The organism is Streptomyces sp. NPDC037288 (assembly GCF_055603265.1).
This window is the reverse complement of record NZ_JBVJVY010000011.1, coordinates 1-19,018: the sequence shown is the minus strand read 5'-3', so window position 1 is coordinate 19,018 and position 19,018 is coordinate 1. Positions and strand designations below refer to the sequence as shown.

Sequence of the window (19,018 nt, the reverse complement as noted above, 5' to 3'; positions counted from 1 at the left end):
TTCTGCACGGCCGCCTCATTCAGCACCCAGTCCATGTGCCCGACCTCCCCCCCCCCCCCCACCCCCCCCCCCACCCCCCCCCCCCCCTCCCCCCCCTCCCCCCCCCCCCCCCCCCCCCCCCCCCCCTCCCTCATGTCCGGATGCTCAGCCCCGGTTCAGCTCGAACCAGACCACCTTGCCGGTGCTCAGCCGCGTCGCGCCCCAACGCCGGGCCAGCTTGTTGACCAGGTACAGGCCGCGCCCGCCCTCGTCCGTGGCCCGGGCCTGGCGCAGCCGCGGCAGCTGCGGCACGTCGTCGCCGACCTCGCAGCGCAGCACGTCCGTGCGCAGCAGCCGCAGCGTCACCGGCCGCGACGCGTACCGTACGGCGTTCGTCACGACCTCGCTGACCAGCAGCTCCACCGAGTCCGTCAGGTCCTCCAGGTCCCAGCGCGCGAGCGCGCGCCGGGCCAGCCGGCGGGCCTGCCCGGGCGCGGAGTCCTCCGGCTCCAGCCGCCAGTACGCGACATCACTCGGCGCGATCCCGTCGAAGCGGGCCGCGAGCAGCGCGATGTCGTCGTCCCGGTCACCCGGCCCGAGCATGTCCAGCACCTCGTCGCACAGGGCTTCCAGCGGCGGCGGATGGTCGGGCCCGGTCAACTGGGCGGTCGCCGCGAGCCGTTCGCGCAGCTGCTCTATGCCCGTCCACACGTCCCGCAGCCGGGACTCCACCAGACCGTCGGTGTACAGGAGCAGCGTGGCCCCGGCGGGCGCGTCCAGCTCCACGGCCTCGAAGTCCACCCCTCCCACACCGATCGGCGCGCCCGGCGGCACCCGCAGCACCTCGGCCCGGCCGCCCAGGTGCAGCAGCACGGGCGGCGGGTGACCGGCGTTGGCGATGGTGATGCGGTGCGTGACCGGGTCGTAGACCGCGTACAGACAGGTCGCCATGCGGTCGGTGCCCAGCCGCTGCGCCTGCTCGTCCAGGTGGTGCAGCACCTCCTGCGGCGGCAGATCGAGCCCGGCCAGGGTCTGCGCGGTCGTGCGCAGCTGGCCCATGATCGCCGCCGAGGTCATCGAGTGCCCCATGACATCGCCGACGACCAGCGCGACCCGGCTGCCGGGCAGCGGGATCGCGTCGTACCAGTCGCCGCCCACCCGGGCGGTCTCGGCGGCCGGCAGGTACCGCGAGGCGAGGCGCACACCCGTCGGCCGGGGCAGGGTCTCGGGCAGCATGGTGCGCTGCAACTCGTCGGCGATGTACGCCTCACGGCCGTACAGCACCGCCTTGTCGATGCCGAGCGCGCTGTGCGTGGCCAGCTGGGCCGCCACGAGCAGGTCGTCGGCCTCGAACGCCGGCCGCTCCGGGCGGCGCAGGAACAGCGCCGCGCCGATCACCCGGCGCCTGCCGCGCAGCGGCGCGAGGATCGCGTGCTGCCCGGACGGTACGACCGCATCGCCGCCCTCGCCGAGCAGCTCGGGCAGCGCGGCCCGGGCGGCGGGCGCGTCGGCGAACACCGGGCGCACCCCACGCAGCACCTCGTTCAGCGCGCCGCCGGGGCGCACCTCGCACAACTCGGTGGTGAGCGCCGACAGCTCCGCCAGCGCACTCGGCTCCGGCTCCGGTTCGAAGGCGGGCGGCAGCAGCACACCGTCGGTGTCCCGCTCCTCCGGAATCCGGTCGGTGCGGCGCAGCCGCAGCACCACCGGACCGGTGGGCCGCTCGTCGCCGACCGGCAGCGGGTCGCGCAGATAGACCAGGATCGCGTCCGAGAACGTCGGCACCGTCGCCCGGCACAGGCCCATCACGATCTCGTCCAGATCGAGACCGCGGGCGATCCGCCGGGTGGCCGCGCCCACGAACCTGAGCCGGTCTCCGTCCCGCCGCATCGGCATCGGCCGCCCGGGCGGCAGTCCCCGCCCGGTACGGCGTTCCTGGCCGCCCGGCGCCCGCTCCTGCTCGGTGCCGGGCTGCGCCGGAATGCCCTCCGTGGGGCGCGGCGGGATGCCCTCCGGCGTGGGGCGCGGGCGGTGTGCGCCGGGCTCGGTGGTGGCGGGCTGGGAGTGCTCGGGGCCGTTGACTGGGGGCTCCTTCCCCTTGTTCCCCTTGCCGCAGGGCGTGGTCGTCCCCGGGCCGGAGGGCGTGCCGTCGGTCCGGGCCTGGACCGGTAAGGCGGCGGGCCCGCCGACCTGCTTCGGGGCATGCCGGAGCGCCCCGCGGCCCTCCGCGGGGTCGGCGCCCTGGGGGCGCTCGAAGGAGGTGGGCTGCTCCGTCACGCGTGTCGCATCCATCCGTACGGCACTGCGCGCCGGGCGCGCAGTTGCTCCCGCAGAAGTCCCGATACCCGCAATACGTGTCCCAGGAACGGAATTCCCGCGAGCTCAGAGGTGGTTCCTGTGCCGCCACCGATCGCGGTGGTCACGCCGTCGTACCCCTCGCTCACGTCCTGCCGCCCCTCGGTGACGATCGGTCAAGCCCGGCGCATGCGCCGGGAGTTGCTTGTGTGCGCCCTTGCGGAGGACGATCCTACGTTTGCGGCCCGGGGGCGCATCAAGGGTCTCATGAGGACACGTGCGCGGGCGTGCGGTCCCAGTCCTCGGGGAGAGAAGGTACCGTCCAGGACGGGTCCGGGCGCCAGCGCTGCCAGCCGTCCGAGAACGGCGGCCCCCAGGCCTCGATCACCTCGACCGCGTCCCGCCCGGCCGCCCGGGCCCGCTCGGCGGTGGCCGCGTCCATCAGACCGTCCCGCTGGGCCTGCGCGAACTCGTCCTCGTCGCGCCAGTGCCAGCTGCGGTCGGGATGGACGGAGATGTCCAGGAAGTAGTCCTCGGAGTCCACCCCGCCCGCCCAACGGACGAGCGGCTGCTCAAGGTTGACGTACCAGTTCTTGAACCGCCAGCCAGGCTCCCAGAACAGCCACACCGACCAGGGCCGGCCGGGCTGGGCCAGCTTCAGCACGCCCGTCCCGAACCAGCGGTCCCGCTGCACCGTGCGCGGCTTGGTGTAGCGGGACTCCAGCGGCTCCTGATGCACGGGCGTGCCGTCGGCCAGGGCGGGTTTCATGCAGTCGGTGCCGGGGGCCAGCCACACGGCGAGCATTTCGGCGTCGTCACGGACGACGGTGACGGGCCGGGCGATGTGGAAGTGCCGGCCGGCGTTCTCCCGGTAGCGCCACAGGATCCGATCGCCCGGGCTCCAGCGGCTCGCGGGCCCCGCGTCCGCGTCCAGGTGTGTCATCGCTCCGTCGTCCGTCATGGACAGATATTAGGTGCCGTAGGCATACGACGCTGCGGTGCACGTCACGGTTCCGGGGGGTGACGGTGGCGGTGACGGTGGCTGGAAAGGCTCGGTCGGGGGTGCGGGTGGGGCATCGGGGTCACGGGTGGGTCATCCGCAGGACGTCCAGCGCCTCGTCGAGTTGGTCCAGCGTCAGGTCGCCGCGTTCGACGTAGCCGCCCTCCAGCACGACTTCCCGGATCGTCTTCCGCTCGGCGAGGGACCTCTTGGCCACCTTCGCGGCCTCCTCGTAGCCGATGTACTTGTTGAGCGGGGTGACCACGGACGGGGACGACTCGGCGTACTCACGGGTCCGCTCCCGGTCGGCGGTGATGCCGTCGACGGTCCGATCGGCCAGCAGCCGCGAGACGTTGGCGAGCAGCCGGATGGATTCGAGCACGTTCTTGGCGATGACCGGGAGCATGACGTTGAGCTCGAAGTTCCCGGCGGCGCCGGCGGTGGCGATGGTGGCGTCGTTGCCGATCACCTGGGCGGCCACCATGAGTACGGCTTCGGGGATCACCGGGTTGACCTTGCCCGGCATGATGGACGAGCCGGGCTGGAGATCGGGCAGCCGGATCTCGGCGAGCCCGGTGCGCGGCCCGGAGGACATCCAGCGCAGGTCGTTGGCGATCTTGGTCAGCCCGACCGCGATGGTCCGCAACTGCCCGCTCGTCTCCACGATCCCGTCCCGGGCACCCTGCGCCTCGAAGTGGTCGCGGGCCTCGGTGAGCGGCAGCCCGGTGGCCCGGGCGACCTCCTGGATGACGGCGGCGGAGAAGCCGGGCGGGGTGTTGATGCCGGTGCCCACGGCGGTTCCGCCGAGGGGGAGTTCGGCGAGGCGGGGGAGGGAGGCGCCCAGCCGCTCGACGCCGTAGCGGATCTGGGCGGCGTATCCGCCGAACTCCTGGCCGAGGGTCACGGGTGTGGCGTCCATGAGGTGAGTCCGCCCGGACTTCACGACGTCGGCGAACTCCTCGGACTTGCGGGTGAGGGAGGCGGCGAGGTGGTCGAGGGCGGGGATCAGGTCGTGGGTGACGGCGGCGGTGGCGGCGATGTGGAGGGAGGAGGGGAAGACGTCGTTGGACGACTGGGAGGCGTTGACGTGGTCGTTGGGGTGCACGTCCCGGCCGAGCCGCTCACTGGCGAGCGTCGCGATGACCTCGTTGGCGTTCATGTTGGAGGAGGTGCCGGAACCGGTCTGGAAGACGTCGATGGGGAAGTGCTCGTCCCACCGTCCGGCTGCGACGTCGGCCGCGGCCTCTTGGACGGCTTCGGCGATGTCCTCGTCGACCACACCGAGCTGCGCGTTCACCTTGGCGGCGGCGCCCTTGATCCGGGCCAGCGCTTCGATGTGGGCGCGTTCGAGACGCTGGCCCGAGATGGGGAAGTTCTCGACGGCGCGCTGCGTCTGGGCGCGCCACTTGGCGGTGGCGGGGACGCGGACCTCGCCCATGGAGTCGTGCTCGATGCGGTATTCGCTCATGCCGGTACCAGCGATCGGGGCACGGCGGTTGTTCCGGGCTTTGGGCCGCACGGGGCGAGCGACGACCGCGGTCTGCTGCATTGGCACCACCGACGTCACCGGGTCGGGGGACTGCGCCACCGGCTGACGGGCCGGACAGCACGGATAAATGTGACTATCAGCCCAAGGTGATGCGGCGATTCCCCGCCGTCACCACGGCTGGCAGGAGGACCAATCGATGAACCTCACTCCGAAGCGCCTGCTCGGCGCCACCGCGGCGGTGTCCATAGGCGCGGCGACCCTGCTGGGCGTGGGGGCCGGCACCGCCGGCGCCTCCGGCAGGGCCCACTGCGACCGCGCCGAACGGCCCGTCTGGAGCGACGATCCCAGCCGCAACATGACCGGGCACGGCTGCAGCATGCCGTCCAACGGGCGCCGCTGGTACGTCGTCGAGATCGACACCCTCGTAGAGCCCCACCACAAGACGGAGTATCTGAACGGACCGGTCGACCGGACCGAGACGCTGCACGACCGAACCATCAGGTGCATGGGCTACACCACCAGCGGCGACACGGTGAACTGGTTCGGCTGTATTCCCCACTGACCCAGAGGCCGAGGCCGCCTGTGCCGGCGCCGGGCGGCCGCGTCCCCGACGGGACGCGCCGGCCGCCCGGCCGGATCCGGAAGACGGACCCCGCCCGCCGATCAGGCCAGCCCCGGCCCCCGCACCGGGATCGAGGTGAACGTGGGCTGCGGGGCCGGATCCTGGAAGAAGTCGTTTCCCTTGTCGTCCACGACGATGAACGCCGGGAAGTCCTCGACCTCGATCTTCCAGACGGCCTCCATGCCCAGCTCCTCGTACTCCAGGACCTCGACCTTCTTGATGCAGTCCTGGGCGAGACGCGCGGCCGGGCCGCCGATGGAGCCGAGGTAGAAGCCGCCGTGCGCGTCGCACGCGTCGGTGACCTGCTTCGACCGGTTGCCCTTCGCCAGCATCACCTTCGAGCCGCCCGCCGCCTGGAACTGCTCGACGTAGGAGTCCATGCGGCCGGCCGTCGTCGGGCCGAAGGAACCGGAGGCGTAGCCCTCGGGGGTCTTAGCCGGGCCCGCGTAGTACACCGGGTGGTCCTTCAGGTACTGCGGCATCTCCTCGCCCGCGTCCAGCCGCTCCTTGATCTTGGCGTGCGCGATGTCACGGGCCACGACCAGCGGGCCGGTCAGGGAGAGGCGGGTCTTGATCGGGTACTTCGTCAGCTCGGCGAGGATCGTGTCCATCGGCTGGTTGAGGTCGATCCTGACGACGTCGCCGTCCGACTCGAGGTGCTCGTCGGTCGTCTCCGGCAGGAAGCGCGCCGGGTCGGTCTCCAGCTGCTCCAGGAAGACGCCCTCGGCGGTGATCTTCGCGACGGCCTGGCGGTCGGCCGAGCAGGAGACGGCGATGGCGACCGGGCAGGAGGCGCCGTGGCGGGGCAGCCGGACGACGCGGACGTCGTGGCAGAAGTACTTGCCGCCGAACTGCGCGCCGATGCCGATCTTCTGGGTCAGCTCGAAGACCTTCTGTTCGAGCTCCTTGTCACGGAAGCCGTGGCCGAGCTCCGAGCCCTCGGCGGGGATCTCGTCCAGGTAGTGCGCGGAGGCGTACTTCGCGGTCTTCAGCGCGTACTCGGCGCTCGTGCCGCCGACCACGATCGCCAGGTGGTACGGCGGGCAGGCGGCCGTACCGAGCGAACGGATCTTCTCCTCCAGGAACTTCATCATGGAGGCCTCGTTCAGGACGGCCTTCGTCTCCTGGTAGAGGAACGACTTGTTGGCGCTGCCGCCGCCCTTCGCCATGAACAGGAACTTGTAGGCGCCGCCGTCGGTGGCGTACAGCTCGATCTGGGCCGGCAGGTTGGAGCCGGTGTTCTTCTCCTCCCACATGGTGAGCGGAGCCATCTGCGAGTAGCGCAGGTTCAGCCTGGTGTAGGCGTCGTAGATGCCGTGGCTCAGCGCCTCCTCGTCACGGCCCCGCGTCAGCACGTTCTGGCCGCGCTTGCCCATGACGATCGCCGTACCGGTGTCCTGGCACATCGGGAGCACACCGGCCGCCGCGATGTTCGCGTTCTTCAGCAGGTCGAGGGCGACGAACTTGTCGTTGCTCGACGCCTCGGGGTCGTCGATGATGCGGCGCAGCTGGGCCAGGTGGGCCGGGCGCAGGTAGTGCTGGATGTCGTGGATGGCCTCCTCGGCCAGCTTGCGCAGCGCCTCCGGCTCCACCTTGAGGAACGTCCGCCCGTCCGGGCCCTCGACGGTGGAGACGCCCTCGGACGTCACCAGCCGGTAGGGAGTGGTGTCCTCTCCCCGGGGGAGCAGGTCGGTGTACGCGAACGCTGGGCGGGGCGGGGGGGAACTACTCGGCATCTCAGCCCATTCCTCACTCTGACGGACGGCCGCCCGCCGACGCTGGCGGGCCTCACCAGCCTAGAACCTGCCGCTGACAGGGGGCCTGTGAGGTAGGGCTCAGTTCGACACGCCGGGGTTTTCCACAGCCCCTAGTCGCGATCTATCGCGTTTCGGTACGCTGGTGTCGTGGACCTTCAGAAGCCCGCTCGTGCCCAGGACGCCGCACCGGGCGTCACCGACCTGCGCGCCTCGGACGCCGACCGCGACCGGGTCGCCGACATCCTCCGTGAAGCCCTCGCCGAGGGCCGGCTGACCGCCGACGAGCACGCCGAGCGCGTGGACGGCGTGCTGAACGCCAAGACCGTGGGCGAGCTGGAGGCCTTCATACGGGACCTGCCCGCCGCCCACCAGCGGCCGTCCGCCCCCGCCTACGCGCCGGTCCCGCCCCGTCCCACCCCGGGTGCGATCCCGCACGAGGCGGACGCCAACGTGGTCGCCGTCTTCAGCAGCGCGGTGCGCCGGGGCCGCTGGCGTGCCGGGCGCCGGCTGCACGCGTACTCGATCTTCGGCAGCGTCGAGATCGACCTCAGCGAGGCGATCTTCGAGTACCAGCAGGTCGTGATCAAGGCCGTCTCTGTTTTCGGCGACGTCCAGATCCGCGTTCCGGAGAACGTGTCGCTGCGCGGCACCGGAGGCGGCGTCCTCGGCAACTTCGAGGTGGACACGCTGGACTCGGTCGACTCCGAAGCGCCGGTCGTCTATGTCGACGGCTGGGCCGTGTTCGGCAATGTCGAGGCGCGGCCCAGACGGGGCAAGCGCGTGGCGGACATCCTGGAGCGGGTGCAGGACAAGATCGACCGGAAGCTGGATCGCGTCCAGGACAGGGCCGACCGGAAGCTGCGCAGGCATCTGGGTCGTTGACGGTCGCGAATCCGCCGGTGATCGGACGGGTCCGGGGCTCCTGTGCCCTCGCGGTGGGGGCGTGAACGAGCCGCCGTGCGCCTGCGGTTGGGAACGCTGTGCATAGGCGCGCGTACAGCGGGTAGGCCTTGCTGCATCGTCTCTCGCTCGCGAAGCCGTCGTCAGGAGTAGACCGTGCTGCAACCGCCGCATTCGTCCTTGCAGGTCGCTGCCGTTCCGGCCCAGCGGGTGCCAGTGCGAGAAAGGGACCAAGACGCTCCCTGGCACACCGAGGCGGTGTGCCAGCGCGACGAGGCCGGCCTGTTCTTCGCCCCGTCGAAGGAGCCGACGGCCGCCCGGCTCTCGCGCGAGGAGGCGGCCAAGCGTGTCTGCGCGCGCTGCCCGGTGATGGTCGAGTGCCGCGAACACGCCCTCCTCCAGCCCGAACCGTACGGCGTCTGGGGCGGCCTCACGGCAGCGGAGCGCCGAGTGGTCCTGGCAAGGCGCCGCAGGCGGGAGATGGAGCTGAAGAAGGCGGCGCGGACGACGACGGCCAACCGCATAGCCGGTTGACCGGACAGGGAGCGCCCCCTCCGCACAGGGGGCGCTCTCCCGTCAGGTGCTACTTGGCCCGGTCGAAGTCGATCGCGCTGTAGGCCCGCAGCTTGCTCAGTCGGTGCTCGGAGTAGATCCTCCGCACCGTCCCGGACTTCGACCGCATCACGATCGACTCGGTCAGCGCGGTCTCCGACCGGTACTGCACGCCCCGTAGCAGCTCACCGTCGGTGATGCCGGTGGCGACGAAGAACACGTTCTCGCCCGAGACCAGGTCGTCGGTGGTGAGCACCCGGTCCAGATCGTGCCCGGCGTCGATGGCCCGCGCCCGCTCCTCGTCGTCCTTGGGCCACAGCTTGCCCTGGATGGTGCCGCCCAGGCACTTCACCGCGCAGGCCGAGATGATGCCCTCGGGCGTACCGCCGATGCCGAGCAGCAGGTCGACGCCCGTGCCCTCGCGCAGCGCGTACACCGAGCCGGCGACATCGCCGTCGGAGATCAGCTTGATGCGCGCGCCGGCCTCCCGGACATCCCGGATCAGACCCTCGTGCCGCGGCCGGTCCAGGATGACGACGGTGACGTCCTCCGGCGAGGACCGCTTGGCCTTGGCGATCCGGCGGATGTTCACCCCGACGGGCGCGTTGATGTCGACGAAGTCCGCGGCCTCCGGGCCGGTGACCAGTTTGTCCATGTAGAACACGGCGGACGGGTCGAACATGGCGCCGCGCTCGGCGGCGGCGAGGACGGCGATCGCGTTCGGCATGCCCTTGGCCGTCAGCGTGGTGCCGTCGATCGGGTCGACCGCGATGTCGACCTCGGGGCCGGTGCCGTCACCCACGTGCTCCCCGTTGAAGAGCATCGGGGCCTCGTCCTTCTCGCCTTCGCCGATGACGACGACGCCGTTCATCGACACGGTGGAGACGAGGGTTCGCATGGCGCGTACCGCGGCACCGTCGGCGCCGTTCTTGTCGCCGCGCCCCACCCAGCGGCCCGCGGCCATGGCGGCGGCTTCGGTCACCCGGACGAGTTCGAGGGCGAGGTTGCGGTCGGGAGCCTCGGAGGGAACATCGAGCTCGGACGGCAGATGATGATTTTCGGTCATCGGAGCGCACCTTTCTGATACGACGACGGCCGGATGAGGGTATTGGACCCTGACTCTATCGCCGGGCAGACAAAATGAGCAGGGGACCCCACGGATGAGCGCATGGGGCACCTGCGACGATAGGGGGCGTGGCAGGTTCGAACGGTAAGCAGAAGACGGCCCGGGACATGGTGCTCTCCCTGGTCCTGATCGGCATGGCGGCGTTGGTCGTCTACTTCCTCGCCATCCCGCACGACGATCACGCTCCCGACCTCAAGCGGGTCGACTACCGGGTCGAGCTCCTCACGGCCCGTCGCGTGGCGAGCTACCCGGTGGCCGCACCCGAGGGCCTGCCGAGTACCTGGAAAGCGACCTCCGTACGCTTCCAGGGCGAGAACTCCGACCGCTGGCACCTGGGCTACCAGACCCCGGACGGCCAGTACGTCCAGATCGAACAGTCCACGCAGAAGGCGTCCGACTTCATCGACGACGCCAGCCAGGGCGCGTCGGCGACGCAGAAGACCGAGGCGATCGGCGGCCGGACCTGGACCCGCTACACCGGTGGCCGCTACGACGCCCTCGTCCTGAACGGCACGCCCGGCTCCACGACGGTGGTGGCCGGCACGGCGTCCTTCGCGGAGCTGACGAAGGTGGCGGCGGCGCTGAAGACGCGGTGAGCCACGCGCGACATGCGCGAGAGGCCCCCGGCGGTGTGCCGGGGGCCTCTCGCGTACGGGGTGGTGCGGGTTCGTGCGGGGGTCAGACGGTCGTGACGACGTCGTCGTACGCCAGGCGCGGCGAGCGCGGGAACCAGGCGTCGGGGCCCGGCTTGCCGATGTTGACCACCATCAGCGGGGTGTGGTCGTCGTCGAGGAACTCCTTGCGGACGCCCTCGAAGTCGAGGCCGGTCATCGGGCCGGCGGCGAGGCCCGCGGCGCGGATGCCGACGATGAAGTAGGCGGCCTGCAGGGCGGCGTTCAGCGCGGCGGCGCCCTCACGGGCCGGACGCTCGCTGAAGAACAGGTCCTTGGCCTGCGGGAAGTGCGGGAAGAGGGCCGGCAGCTCCTCGTGGAACTCGTTGTCCGCGGAGAGGATCGCGACCAGCGGGGCGGCGGCCGTCTTCGGCTGGTTGCCCTCGGCCATGTGCTTCACCAGGCGCTCACGGGCCTCGGGGGAGCGGACCAGGGTGATGCGCAGCGGGCTCTGGTTGAAGGCGGTGGGGCCGTACTTGACCAGGTCGTAGATCGCCTGGACCTGCTCGTCGGTCACCGGCTCGTCGGTGAAGGTGTTCGCGGTGCGGGCCTCGCGGAACAGCAGGTCCTGGGCGGCGGGGTCAAGAACGAGAGACATGTGTGCGTTTCCTAGGGTGGCGTCTTGTTCCGGCGTACCGGACCGTGGTCCGGATCGGCTGACGGCACCGACCCTACGCCGGTTAAGTTCAACATTCAACAATAGTGTGGGTGTGGTGACCCGCCTCACAGCCCGCGTGGGGCGGCCCGGCCCCCGACCGTGCCTAGTCGGTGTCCCCTCCCTGGCCCTTCGCCTCCCCCTCTTCCTCCTCGGCGAGCGCCGCGTCCAGCCGGGCCCGCGCCCCCTCCAGCCAGCGCCGGCACACCTTGGCCAGCTCCTCGCCGCGCTCCCACAGCGCCAGGGACTCCTCCAGCGTCGTACCGCCCGCCTCCAGGCGCCGTACGACCTCGATCAGCTCGTCCCGCGCCTGCTCGTACGACAGCGCCTCGTCCACCTTGCCGGTCATTCGCCCACCTTCACCGTGAATTCACCGTCGGCGACGCGCGCACGCAGCGCCTCGCCCTCCGTCACCTCGTCCGGCCCGCGCACCACGTGCCCGTCGGACCTCTGCAGCACCGCATAGCCGCGCTTGAGCGTGGCCGCGGGGGAGAGGCCCACCACGCGCGCGTGCGTGTGCGTCAGCTCCGAGTCCGCGCGGTCCAGGAGATGGCCGAGGGTCCGCCGGCTCCGCTCGACCAGGGAGGTCACGTGGTCGGCGCGCTCGTCGATCATCCGGTGCGGATCCTCTATCGACGGGCGGGCCAGCGCGTGCGCCAGGCCGCGCTCCTCCCGCTCGACGAACGCGTTCATGCACCGCCGGGCACGGTCCCGCAGCATCCGCACCCGTTCGAACTCCTCGCCCACGTCCGGTACGACCTTCTTGGCCGCGTCGGTCGGGGTGGAGGCGCGCAGGTCGGCCACGTGGTCCAGCAGCGGGTTGTCGGGCTCGTGCCCGATGGCGGAGACGACCGGCGTACGGCACTCGGCCACGGCCCGCACCAGCTGCTCGTCGGAGAACGGCAGCAGATCCTCCACGCTGCCGCCGCCGCGCGCGACGATGATGACGTCCACGTCCTCGATCTCGTCCAGGTCCTTCACCGCCTGCACGACCTGCGGAACGGCGTGCACCCCCTGCACCGGGACGTTGCGCACCTCGAAGCGGACGGCGGGCCAGCGGTGCCGGGCGTTCTCCAGCACGTCCCGCTCCGCGGCGGAGGCGCGGCCGCAGACCAGCCCGATCAGCTGCGGCAGGAACGGCAGCGGCTTCTTCCGCTCCGGCGCGAACAGCCCTTCCGCCGCGAGTGCCTTCTTCAGCCGCTCCAGCCGGGCCAGCAGCTCGCCCACGCCGACGGGTCTGATCTCGGCGGCGCGCAGCGACAGCTGGCCTCTGGGTGCGTACCACTCCGGCTTGGCCAGGACGACGACGCGGGCGCCCTCGCCGACGACGTCCGCGACGGCGTCGAACACCTGCCGGTAGCAGGTCACGCTCACGGAGATGTCGTACGACGGATCCCGCAGCGTCAGAAACACGACTCCGGCGCCGGGCCGCCGCGACAACTGCGTGATCTGCCCCTCGACCCACACCGCGCCGAGCCGGTCGATCCAGCCCCCGATCAGCCGGGAGACCTCACCGACGGGGAGGGGGGCCTCGGGAGTGGTGTTCACAGCCATGAGCCCGAGCGTAACGGGGGGTACCGACAGTCCGGTCCAGCACCGTTCGCCTCGGCGCCGTCGGCCGAGCGGGGTGCGGGTGCGCGCAGCGGGCACGCGATCCCGGCGCCGCCGGACGCACCCTTACGATGGGACGCATGACCGCTTCGCCTGGCCGCCGTGTCCTGCTCGCCGCCCCCCGGGGCTACTGCGCCGGTGTGGACCGCGCCGTGATCGCCGTCGAGAAGGCCCTCGAACAGTACGGGGCCCCGATCTACGTCCGGCACGAGATCGTCCACAACAAGTACGTCGTGCAGACCCTGGAGAAGAAGGGCGCGATCTTCGTCGAGCGGACGGAGGAGGTGCCGCCCGGCAACATCGTCATGTTCTCGGCGCACGGCGTCGCCCCGGTCGTCCACGAGGAGGCCAGGCAGGGCCGCCTCGCCACCATCGACGCCACCTGCCCGCTGGTCACCAAGGTCCACAAGGAAGCCGTCCGCTACGCCGACGAGGACTACGACATCCTCCTGATCGGCCACGAGGGCCACGAGGAGGTCATCGGCACCTCCGGCGAGGCCCCCGACCACATCCAGCTCGTCGACGGCCCCGGCGACGTCGCCAAGGTCGAGGTCCGCGACCCGTCCAAGGTCGTCTGGCTCTCCCAGACCACCCTGTCCGTCGACGAGACCATGGAGACCGTCGACGCCCTGAAGACGAAGTTCCCGGGCCTGGTCTCCCCGCCCAGCGACGACATCTGCTACGCCACGCAGAACCGTCAGCTCGCCGTGAAGCAGATGGGCGCCGAGGCCGAGCTGGTCATCGTGGTCGGCTCGCGCAACTCCTCCAACTCCAAGCGGCTGGTCGAGGTCGCCAAGCTCGCCGGCGCCCGCGAGGCCTACCTCGTGGACTTCGCCGGCGAGATCGACGAGGCCTGGCTGGAGGACGTGACGACGGTCGGCGTCACCTCCGGCGCCTCCGTCCCCGAGGTGCTGGTCGAGCAGGTGCTGGAGTGGCTCGCCGAGCGTGGTTACGGCGACGTCGAGATCGTCAAGGCCGCCGAGGAGTCCATCACCTTCTCACTGCCCAAGGAACTGCGCCGCGACCTGCGCGACGAGGCGGCCGCCCTGGTCGCCGAGCGGGGCGGGTCCGGCACTCCTGGGGCGTGACTGTCAGTCGTCCGTCGTAACGTGAGGCCATGCAGATCTTCGGCGTGGACATCGGCGGGTCCGGGATCAAGGGCGCTCCTGTGGACCTGGACAGGGGCGACCTGGCCCAGGAGCGCTGCAAGGTGCTCACCCCGTACCCGGCGACGCCCGACGGTGTGGCCGACGGGGTGAAGCAGGTCGTCGACCACTTCGGCTGGACCGGCCCGGTCGGCCTGACCTTCCCCGGAGTGATCAGCGGCGGCGCCACGGTCCGTACGGCGGCGAACGTCGACAAGAGCTGGATCGACACCGACGCCCGCGCCCTGTTCAGCGGCAGACTGGGCGGGCTGCCGGTGACCGTCGTCAACGACGCGGACGCGGCGGGCGTCGCCGAGATGCAGTTCGGCGCCGGCCGCGACCGCAAGGGCACGGTCATCCTGCTCACCTTCGGCACCGGCATCGGCAGCGCCGTCTTCGTGGACGGCGTCCTCGTCCCGAACACGGAGCTGGGTCACCTGGAGCTGAGCGGCCACGACGCGGAGAAGAAGGCCTCCAGCAAGGCCAAGGACGACCACGGCCTGAACTGGGAGCAGTGGGCGCGCCGCGTACAGAGGTACCTGGCGCACGTGGAGATGCTGTTCTCGCCGGAGCTGTTCATCATCGGCGGCGGGGTCAGCCGCAAGGCCGACAAGTTCCTGCACTTCATCGAGGGCATGAGAGCCGAGATCGTCCCCGCGCAGCTGCAGAACAACGCGGGCATCGTGGGAGCGGCGATGAGAGCCGCCCAGCACGCCTAGTCCCCGGCGGCCCGAGGGCGCCGGCTCCGGCGGGAAGGCCGGTGCCGGCCGCTCAGATCGTCCGGCGCCTGCGCCTGCGCACCCACCGCACCCGGCGTACGAGCACGATCACTCCGGCGGCGAGCGTCCCGCCGTACAGCCAGCCGGCCTGGGTGGCGAGCCCGGTGAACAGCCCCATCAGCCGGCCGAGCAGCCCCCCGCTGCCGTCGGCGACGGGCAGCAGCCCCACGGCGAACGCGATCGGTACGACCACCGGAGCGGTCAGTACGTCCCCGGCCCGCACCCACAGTGCGGTCAGGACGCACACCGGCAGGAACAGCACGCCGTACACCGTGAGGGCCCCGCCGCACAGCAGTGCGTCCAGCCAGCCGAGCAGGAACATCACCACGGCACAGAACAGTCCGCTGCCGAGCCCGGTGAGCCGGGGACCGGGGAGCAGCGGACCGGGCGACACCGGCCGTGCGGTGCACTCCCGCCGCCGCGCCCCCGGGCCGTGCCTGCGCTCGCCGCCGGGCCTGCGCCGGGCCTGCGGGGGCAGGTGCGCGGGCTTCCGCGAGCCGCGTCGCGCTCCGTCGTTCGGGGGTCGCGTTCTGCGTTGCTCCACTGGACCAACTTAGGTCTGTTTATGTGCCGAATCACCCATCCGACACGCCGGTGCGCAGCGCTCGGCCGGGCGTTCGAAGCTCCCGCGAGCCGGTAGGCGCGGACCCCGTAAACTGGGGGATCGGCCAGCGTCGGTCTCTGGCCCCTGACAGCCCCCTGGCCCACTCATCTACGGGAAGTCGCAACGTGTCGCTCACGATCGGAATCGTCGGCCTGCCCAACGTCGGCAAGTCGACCCTGTTCAACGCCCTGACCAAGAACGACGTGCTGGCGGCCAACTACCCGTTCGCCACGATCGAGCCGAACGTCGGCGTGGTGGGTGTTCCCGACGCCCGTCTCGCCAAGCTGGCGTCGATCTTCTCCTCCGAGCGCATCCTTCCGGCCACGGTCGACTTCGTCGACATCGCCGGTATCGTGCGCGGCGCCTCCGAGGGCGAGGGCCTCGGCAACAAGTTCCTCGCGAACATCCGTGAGTCCGACGCGATCTGCCAGGTCATCCGCGCCTTCAAGGACGAGAACGTCGTCCACGTCGACGGCAAGGTCTCGCCGAAGGACGACATCGAGACGATCAACACCGAGCTGATCCTCGCCGACCTCCAGACGATCGAGAAGGTCCTCCCGCGCCTCCAGAAGGAGTCGCGCATCAAGAAGGACGTGGCCCCCAAGGTCAAGGCGGTCGAGGAGGCCAAGGAGATCCTGGAGAAGGGCGACACGCTCTTCGCGCACGGCATCGTCCAGGGCACCGAGCGCAACGAACTCCTGCACGACCTGCACCTGCTGACCACCAAGCCCTTCCTCTACGTCTTCAACGTCGACGAGGACGAACTGGTCGACGAGGAGTTCAAGAACGAGCAGCGCGCCCTGGTCGCCCCCGCCGAGGCGATCTTCCTCAACGCCAAGCTGGAGGCGGACCTCGCCGAGCTGGACGAGGAGGAGGCCCTGGAGCTGCTGGAGTCCGTCGGCCAGCACGAGCCCGGCCTCGCCACCCTCGCCCGCGTCGGCTTCAACACGCTCGGCCTGCAGACCTACCTGACGGCCGGCCCCAAGGAGTCCCGCGCCTGGACGATCAAGAAGGGCGCCACGGCCCCCGAGGCGGCCGGCGTGATCCACACCGACTTCCAGAAGGGCTTCATCAAGGCCGAGGTCATCTCCTTCGGGGACCTGGTCGAAGCGGGCTCGGTCGCGGAGGCCCGCGCCAAGGGCAAGGCCCGGATGGAGGGCAAGGAGTACGTGATGCAGGACGGGGACGTGGTGGAGTTCCGGTTCAACGTGTGAGCGGATGAAACAACACCACGTTGATGGCCTGGCAAACATGCAGGTCATATGGGGTCGGCTCTTCCGGGAGTCGGCCCCTTGCCGTTTCCCATGCTCTCTTCCCGCTGATCAGGAAGGTCAACGACGACCACGAGGCCATCGAGATCGTCTCCAAGCACGGTAACGCTGTGCTCGTCTCGGCCGAGGACTACGCGGCGCTACGCGAGGGCTCGTACCTGCTGCGCTCTCCTGCGAACGCTCGTCGGCTGCGCAAGGCGTATGAGAACGCCTTGGCCCACGCCAACGTGTCGGAACGCGAGCTGATCGACCCCGATGCGCGGGACGCCGCCGGCGATGGTGCCGAGTGAGGCTCGTCTTCGGGGATCAGGGCTGGGAGGACTACACGTCCTGGCTCAAGAACGACCGCAAGACGCTCGCTCAGCCCCTGTTTTAGGGGCGGGCTTGGGTCGGTCATGGCAAGCGCTGCTCCTGTGGCGTCGGCCTACATCGCCGGGGCGAAGGTGGCGGCCGTCGTCCCCGCCGGTTCGTTCCGGACATCCGGCGTGGGGCGGCTGTGCAGGCGGTGCAGGTAGGTGCGGGCGCTGGGCAGGGTCTCCAGCAGGATCCGCTGCTGGCGCCGGATTCTCGTGAAGTGGGCGTCGGCGGCCCGGCGGGCGGCCGTACGGTGCCACAGGGCCGCCGGCGGCGGGCCTCCCTGCGGGTCGAGGGCGGCCAGCAGGGTGCGCAGCTGCGTCTCGTCCGGTTCGGGGGACAGTCCGGCGTGATGCCCCTCCAGGCAGGCCGACAGGCTGTCGGACAGCGGCAGTTCGCGGTGCGCCCGCCAGAACGGCGTGTCCGCGCGCGGGGCGGCCCGGTACAGGAGCTGGGCCAGGTCGTCGGCCGCCGCCGCCTCGGACGCGGCGGCCCGGTTGAAGCGGTCCGCCGGGGTGCGCAGGTGCTGCCGGGCCGGGAAGTCGCGGACCAGGCGGTCGAGTTGGCGCAGCACGCCGGTGAGGCCGTCGTCGGTGAGCGGGTCGGCGGACCGGGCGGCCGAGCCGAGCGCCACACAGTTGTGCACCCAGGCGCGGCGGGCGGCCCCGGCGGCCCGGGTGTGGACGCGGACGTCGGCGGCGCCGGGGCGCAGGCTCCACAGGGCGCACAGCGTACGCACCGCCTCCTCCTCGTCCGTCCAGGTGCTCGCGCAGACGAGGCCGGCGCCGATCCGGTCCGCGAGCGGGCGGTGCCAGGCCCAGCCGTACGGCAGGGCGGTGGCCGTGCCGTACGGCTCGATGCCGGCCACGGCACTGTCGTGCGGCACGCTGACGGTGACCGTGCGGTCGGTGAGCGGGTGACCGGCCTCCCTGGTGAACGGTTCGCGCAGCACTCCGTTCAGCAGCAGGCTCGCCGGGCCGGTGCAGTCCAGGAACAGGTCGCCCGCGAGCCGGGTGCCGTCGGCGGTGCGCAGGGCGGTGAGCATGCCGTCGCCGTCCCGGTCGGCGCCCAGCAGCGCACCCCGCGCGGTGCGGACGCCGAACCGCTGCACGGCCGTTCGGCGCAGCAGCCGGGTGAGGAGCTCCGCGTCGGCGTGCCAGCCGTAGGGGACGGCGACCCTGCCGTCCAGCCAGCGCGGCGACCTGCGGGCGTCCAGCAGCACCGGCTCACGGAAACATGCGCGGTCCATCGGCTCGACGGTCTCCCCCGTACGGCGGCGCAGCCGCCAGAATTCCGACAGCGGGAACTCCTCGCATTCGGGGAGGGGCGCGAAAGGCCGGTCGAACAGGTCCGGTGTGTGGCCGGGCATCGGCCGCGGTGAGAGGTCTGCCTTTCCGCCGGTGCGCCAATTGACGTATCGGACGGCGAGAGTGAAGGACGCCGAGCAGGCGCGCATCCAGGTCTCCTCCGGGATGCCCAGCCGGTCGAAGAGGTCCCGCTGCACCCGCGGGGCCAGCGTCACGGCCCGGCCGGTCGCGTCGGCCGCTCCTGTGTGCTGCGGGGTTTCCAGCACGGTGACGCCGACCGCCCCGCCGAAGGTGGCGGCCAGGCGGGCGGCGGCGGCCCAGGCGGCGAGCGTGCCGCCGACGACCACGATTTCCCCGATAGGGCTTTCCAGGCTGTCCATGGGGAAATTCTCGACGGGGTGCTGTATTCGTTCTGTATCGGCGGGTACAGAGCGCCCGGAGAAGAGATACAGAGGGGAATTCCATGCTGTTTGTGCGGGGCCTGAGAGGGACCCGGACGAACAGGAGGAGAAATGTACGACGAGCTGCGCTCCCCGAATCAGGTCCAGCACCCTCTGGAATACCTGACGGAAATCGAGAACTCCGCGGTGATGGAGCAGGAACTGCTCCTGCGGGACGCCGGGACGCCGTGGGGGGATCTGCTGGCGGCCTATGTGGACGCGTTGAACGAACTGGCGGTACGGGGCACGGCAGAGGACGGTTACGTCGCCACGTACGGGCTGGACGAGGGGCACGCGGGCGGGTGCGGCTGAGCCCATGACACCCGGGAGCACGGGGGGGGGGGGGGGGGGGGGGGGGGGGGGGGGCGGGGGGGGGGGGGGGGGGGGAGGGGGGGGGGGGGGGGGGTGGGGGGGGGGTGGGGCGGGTGGCGTATACCCCATGTTTGGGTCTTTCGTGTTCT

19 protein-coding genes and 1 pseudogene are annotated in these 19,018 nt (G+C 71.2%); 10 read left to right on the top strand and 10 right to left on the bottom strand.

The features are described from left to right. Positions 1-144: 144 nt before the first annotated feature. The 3 genes from ACZ7GZ_RS15460 to ACZ7GZ_RS15450 all read right to left on the bottom strand — a co-directional run bounded on the left by ACZ7GZ_RS15460 (position 145) and on the right by ACZ7GZ_RS15450 (position 4,742). Complete coding sequence (locus tag ACZ7GZ_RS15460; RefSeq protein WP_471024406.1) at positions 145-2,256, bottom strand: SpoIIE family protein phosphatase; 2,112 nt, start codon at positions 2,254-2,256, stop codon at positions 145-147. Positions 2,257-2,539: 283 nt separating this feature from the next. Beyond that, positions 2,540-3,235, bottom strand: a complete 696-nt coding sequence (gene fomD, locus ACZ7GZ_RS15455; protein ID WP_471024404.1) for a cytidylyl-2-hydroxypropylphosphonate hydrolase — start codon at positions 3,233-3,235, stop codon at positions 2,540-2,542. Between the two features lie 121 nt (positions 3,236-3,356). Next, positions 3,357-4,742, bottom strand: coding sequence for a class II fumarate hydratase (locus ACZ7GZ_RS15450; protein WP_471024403.1), 1,386 nt, complete (start codon positions 4,740-4,742; stop codon positions 3,357-3,359). Between the two features lie 217 nt (positions 4,743-4,959). Between ACZ7GZ_RS15450 and ACZ7GZ_RS15445 the strand changes: the two genes are divergently transcribed. After that, a complete protein-coding gene (locus ACZ7GZ_RS15445; protein WP_471024402.1) occupies positions 4,960-5,325 on the top strand; it encodes a hypothetical protein in 366 nt (121 codons plus the stop codon). A 101-nt stretch (positions 5,326-5,426) separates the two neighbouring features. Here ACZ7GZ_RS15445 and ACZ7GZ_RS15440 read toward each other — a convergent pair whose 3' ends face one another. Beyond that, a complete protein-coding gene (locus ACZ7GZ_RS15440; RefSeq protein ID WP_471024401.1) occupies positions 5,427-7,121 on the bottom strand; it encodes a fumarate hydratase in 1,695 nt (564 codons plus the stop codon). Positions 7,122-7,289: 168 nt separating this feature from the next. Between ACZ7GZ_RS15440 and ACZ7GZ_RS15435 the strand changes: the two genes are divergently transcribed. Further along, positions 7,290-8,024, top strand: a complete 735-nt coding sequence (locus ACZ7GZ_RS15435) for a DUF1707 SHOCT-like domain-containing protein (protein WP_471024400.1) — start codon at positions 7,290-7,292, stop codon at positions 8,022-8,024. 174 nt (positions 8,025-8,198) lie between these two features. Further along, positions 8,199-8,576, top strand: coding sequence for a WhiB family transcriptional regulator (locus ACZ7GZ_RS15430; protein ID WP_471024398.1), 378 nt, complete (start codon positions 8,199-8,201; stop codon positions 8,574-8,576). Positions 8,577-8,625: 49 nt separating this feature from the next. Here the strand turns inward: ACZ7GZ_RS15430 and glpX are convergent, their stop codons facing one another. Beyond that, positions 8,626-9,660: a class II fructose-bisphosphatase gene (glpX, locus tag ACZ7GZ_RS15425; RefSeq protein WP_471024397.1), complete on the bottom strand. Its 1,035-nt coding sequence runs from the start codon at positions 9,658-9,660 to the stop codon at positions 8,626-8,628. Between the two features lie 128 nt (positions 9,661-9,788). On the opposite strand from glpX, the gene ACZ7GZ_RS15420 reads away from it, so the two are divergent. Then, on the top strand, positions 9,789-10,316 hold the full coding sequence (locus ACZ7GZ_RS15420) for a DUF4245 domain-containing protein (protein ID WP_471024396.1): 528 nt from the start codon (positions 9,789-9,791) through the stop codon (positions 10,314-10,316). 82 nt (positions 10,317-10,398) lie between these two features. Here ACZ7GZ_RS15420 and ACZ7GZ_RS15415 read toward each other — a convergent pair whose 3' ends face one another. From ACZ7GZ_RS15415 to xseA, 3 genes are all read right to left on the bottom strand, one after another. Further along, positions 10,399-10,989: a malonic semialdehyde reductase gene (locus tag ACZ7GZ_RS15415; protein WP_471024394.1), complete on the bottom strand. Its 591-nt coding sequence runs from the start codon at positions 10,987-10,989 to the stop codon at positions 10,399-10,401. 163 nt (positions 10,990-11,152) lie between these two features. Beyond that, the gene (locus ACZ7GZ_RS15410) at positions 11,153-11,395 is read right to left on the bottom strand and encodes an exodeoxyribonuclease VII small subunit (RefSeq protein WP_471024393.1); all 243 of its coding nucleotides are present in this window, start codon (positions 11,393-11,395) and stop codon (positions 11,153-11,155) included. Next, positions 11,392-12,600 carry an exodeoxyribonuclease VII large subunit gene (gene xseA, locus ACZ7GZ_RS15405; RefSeq protein WP_471024392.1) on the bottom strand — a complete coding sequence of 403 codons (1,209 nt, stop codon included), beginning with the start codon at positions 12,598-12,600 and terminating at the stop codon, positions 11,392-11,394. The genes ACZ7GZ_RS15410 and xseA overlap by 4 nt, the downstream gene beginning before the upstream one ends. Before the next feature lie 128 nt (positions 12,601-12,728). On the opposite strand from xseA, the gene ACZ7GZ_RS15400 reads away from it, so the two are divergent. Beyond that, entirely contained in the window at positions 12,729-13,745 is a 1,017-nt protein-coding gene (locus tag ACZ7GZ_RS15400; RefSeq protein ID WP_471024391.1) for a 4-hydroxy-3-methylbut-2-enyl diphosphate reductase, read from the top strand. Positions 13,746-13,774: 29 nt separating this feature from the next. Then, positions 13,775-14,521, top strand: coding sequence for a polyphosphate--glucose phosphotransferase (gene ppgK, locus ACZ7GZ_RS15395; RefSeq protein ID WP_471024390.1), 747 nt, complete (start codon positions 13,775-13,777; stop codon positions 14,519-14,521). 52 nt (positions 14,522-14,573) lie between these two features. Here ppgK and ACZ7GZ_RS15390 read toward each other — a convergent pair whose 3' ends face one another. Continuing rightward, on the bottom strand, positions 14,574-15,125 hold the full coding sequence (locus ACZ7GZ_RS15390; protein WP_471024388.1) for a DUF6542 domain-containing protein: 552 nt from the start codon (positions 15,123-15,125) through the stop codon (positions 14,574-14,576). A 185-nt stretch (positions 15,126-15,310) separates the two neighbouring features. Between ACZ7GZ_RS15390 and ychF the strand changes: the two genes are divergently transcribed. The 3 genes and pseudogenes from ychF to ACZ7GZ_RS15375 form a co-directional block, all read left to right on the top strand. After that, positions 15,311-16,399, top strand: a complete 1,089-nt coding sequence (gene ychF / locus ACZ7GZ_RS15385; RefSeq protein WP_471024387.1) for a redox-regulated ATPase YchF — start codon at positions 15,311-15,313, stop codon at positions 16,397-16,399. Positions 16,400-16,422: 23 nt separating this feature from the next. Continuing rightward, positions 16,423-16,746 (top strand): type II toxin-antitoxin system Phd/YefM family antitoxin, encoded by a 324-nt coding sequence (locus ACZ7GZ_RS15380; RefSeq protein ID WP_471024386.1) that lies wholly within the window; start codon positions 16,423-16,425, stop codon positions 16,744-16,746. After that, positions 16,743-16,820, top strand: a pseudogene (locus ACZ7GZ_RS15375) (Txe/YoeB family addiction module toxin); the annotation flags it as partial. The gene ACZ7GZ_RS15380 and the pseudogene ACZ7GZ_RS15375, both read left to right, overlap by 4 nt. A gap of 60 nt (positions 16,821-16,880) precedes the next feature. Here the strand turns inward: ACZ7GZ_RS15375 and ACZ7GZ_RS15370 are convergent. Beyond that, positions 16,881-18,497, bottom strand: a complete 1,617-nt coding sequence (locus ACZ7GZ_RS15370; protein ID WP_471024384.1) for a tryptophan 7-halogenase — start codon at positions 18,495-18,497, stop codon at positions 16,881-16,883. Between the two features lie 132 nt (positions 18,498-18,629). On the opposite strand from ACZ7GZ_RS15370, the gene ACZ7GZ_RS15365 reads away from it, so the two are divergent. After that, positions 18,630-18,869, top strand: coding sequence for a DUF6269 family protein (locus ACZ7GZ_RS15365; protein ID WP_450802912.1), 240 nt, complete (start codon positions 18,630-18,632; stop codon positions 18,867-18,869). Positions 18,870-19,018 lie beyond the last annotated feature (149 nt).

Excerpts from the sequence above, each read along its gene's own strand:
- ACZ7GZ_RS15370 (WP_471024384.1), bottom strand. The coding sequence starts at position 18,497 with ATGGACAGCCTGGAAAGCCCTATCGGGGAAATCGTGGTCGTCGGCGGC.
- ppgK (WP_471024390.1), top strand. The coding sequence starts at position 13,775 with ATGCAGATCTTCGGCGTGGACATCGGCGGGTCCGGGATCAAGGGCGCT.
- ACZ7GZ_RS15440 (WP_471024401.1), bottom strand. The coding sequence starts at position 7,121 with ATGCCGAGTAGTTCCCCCCCGCCCCGCCCAGCGTTCGCGTACACCGAC.
- ACZ7GZ_RS15400 (WP_471024391.1), top strand. The coding sequence starts at position 12,729 with ATGGGACGCATGACCGCTTCGCCTGGCCGCCGTGTCCTGCTCGCCGCC.
- ACZ7GZ_RS15410 (WP_471024393.1), bottom strand. The coding sequence starts at position 11,395 with ATGACCGGCAAGGTGGACGAGGCGCTGTCGTACGAGCAGGCGCGGGAC.
- ACZ7GZ_RS15450 (WP_471024403.1), bottom strand. The coding sequence starts at position 4,742 with ATGAGCGAATACCGCATCGAGCACGACTCCATGGGCGAGGTCCGCGTC.
- ACZ7GZ_RS15415 (WP_471024394.1), bottom strand. The coding sequence starts at position 10,989 with ATGTCTCTCGTTCTTGACCCCGCCGCCCAGGACCTGCTGTTCCGCGAG.
- ACZ7GZ_RS15365 (WP_450802912.1), top strand. The coding sequence starts at position 18,630 with ATGTACGACGAGCTGCGCTCCCCGAATCAGGTCCAGCACCCTCTGGAA.
- xseA (WP_471024392.1), bottom strand. The coding sequence starts at position 12,600 with ATGGCTGTGAACACCACTCCCGAGGCCCCCCTCCCCGTCGGTGAGGTC.
- ACZ7GZ_RS15445 (WP_471024402.1), top strand. The coding sequence starts at position 4,960 with ATGAACCTCACTCCGAAGCGCCTGCTCGGCGCCACCGCGGCGGTGTCC.
- ACZ7GZ_RS15380 (WP_471024386.1), top strand. The coding sequence starts at position 16,423 with ATGGCCTGGCAAACATGCAGGTCATATGGGGTCGGCTCTTCCGGGAGT.
- fomD (WP_471024404.1), bottom strand. The coding sequence starts at position 3,235 with ATGACGGACGACGGAGCGATGACACACCTGGACGCGGACGCGGGGCCC.
- glpX (WP_471024397.1), bottom strand. The coding sequence starts at position 9,660 with ATGACCGAAAATCATCATCTGCCGTCCGAGCTCGATGTTCCCTCCGAG.